The organism is Rhizobacter sp. P3_B12 (assembly GCF_056402895.1).
The window spans coordinates 1-1,840 of record NZ_JBFUGN010001129.1 but is presented as its reverse complement, the minus strand read 5'-3'; the positions used below and the strand labels follow the sequence as shown (position 1 = coordinate 1,840).

General features: G+C 66.3%; 1 protein-coding gene. It reads right to left on the bottom strand.

What is annotated here, in order from left to right; translation table 11 throughout:
• The coding region (locus tag AC1D01_RS32910; protein ID WP_477873683.1) for an FG-GAP repeat domain-containing protein at positions 1 to 1,840 on the bottom strand (1,840 nt) is incomplete at both ends.

Genomic DNA, 1,840 nt, shown 5'->3' with positions numbered 1-1,840 from the left:
GTCGAGGACACGCCCGGGACCGAGCTGTCTGTCTTGCCTGCATCGGTGCCAGACAGGCTCGTGTAGAAAGCAAGCTCGTGTCGATCGTTGTCGCCGATCCAGACCATGTAATCGGTCTGGCCGTCGCCGTTGATGTCCATCGGCACCGAGCCGCTGCCGCCGCTGCCAAAGGCGAAGTGACGCGGTGCACCGCTGTGTGGCGTGTGCAAATCGCCTTGCGTCCAGTAGTCGACGCGACCCATCGCGTACGGGCCGGCCAGTGGCCTGTTGTCGAGCGCGAAATTCCCGTCGCCCTGGTTGATGTACAGCTGCGCTTCGTAGGGGTTCGCCGCAACATTCACGGCCGTCTTGCCCGTCACGCCGTCGGGAATCGGGCTCGGGATGGTGCGCGACGCCGTCGGGTCCATCAGGATGACATCGCTCTTGCCGTCGCCGTTCGCATCAACGATCAGCATGCGCGGACTCCCCGGCGCTGTGCCGACGGTACCCGTCAGCTCCTGGAAGTTGCCGCTTCCGTCCTGCATCCATCGGCTGCCGAGAAACAGCAGATCCAGCCTGCCGTCGCCGTTGACGTCGAGCACCTCGCCGTACGACATGCCGCCCACCCCCTTGACCGTGCCGGTGCGGTGCGGCGTAGCCATCGTGACGGTCTGCTTCAGCTCGAACTGGCCGTTGCCGCGCCCCACGTAGTAGCGCATGGTCTGGAAGCTCGGCGTCAAGGTCGGCACCTGCGGGCAGGAAGCCCAGCCGGGCCCGGCCGACGTCTGCAGCACGTCCATCGTGATCAGGTCGAGCCGGCCGTCGCCGTCGAAGTCCTGCCAGTACGCATCCTTCGCATACGACTGGTGCCAGATGTCGGGTGGTTCGTCCACGGGGGGCACGTTGCCGGAGGCCTTGTCCTGGCAGACGTAGCCAAAGGCCGTGCCGGCGGCGGCGAACAATGGCCCCTRCACGCCGGCGGCCGGGTTGGGCAGGTTGACGAACTGCCCGTAGGTGGCTGTCACGGTCGGGTCGTTGTCCGAGACGGACAGCCACATGCGCAGCTTGGCCGGACACCACGAGGTGTTGCCCGACTTGCACAGCCGGACCAGGTCGGCGCGGCCATCGCCGTTGATGTCGGTGACCATCACGTCGACCGTGTCGTTCTCGGCGTTGCCGTCGAACCGGCCTCCCAGCCGGATACGACCCACCTCACCGATGTCCGGCACCTTGTTGAACTTGCCAGGCACCTTCGCGTCGGCCAGCCAGAGTTCGTTCAGGTAGTAGCTGCCGGAGGGCTGGGCGGTGCAGACATCGTTCACGCAGACCATCTGCATGACGGGCGCGCCAGCATCCTTGCGCCACCACAGGATGTCGGTCTTGCCGTCGCCGTTGAAGTCGCCGGTGAGGGCGCCGCGGCTGCCATCGGCGCTGGACAGCGGCAAGCCACCGAGGTTGAACGCCGTCGACGCGGCATAGCCGCTGAGYGGGCTGTACGTGAACCGCGTGGCCGGCATGCAGGTCAGTTGAGCGTTGCCGGCGCACTCCTTGATGCTGGTCGCCAACTGGCGGGCCGATGCGTCCGAGGTCGTGTAGACCAGCTGATAGTTGCGTACGGCGGTGCCGCTGGCCGTCCACACGCCCACCGATGACAGCAGGCGCGTGCTGACCACCTTGGCACCGAGGTGGAAGGCTTCTGCCTTGTCCGAGCGCTCGATGTAGTTGAACTGAACCTTGTGCCGTGCCGTGCACGCCTGGTTCACGCCGTAGTTGCAGCCGTAGTAGACCGCCTGCAGGTTCCATTCGCCACCGGCGGTCGCCGTGCCGTTCGGCCCGGTTCCCCAGGTGCGCACGGTGTTGT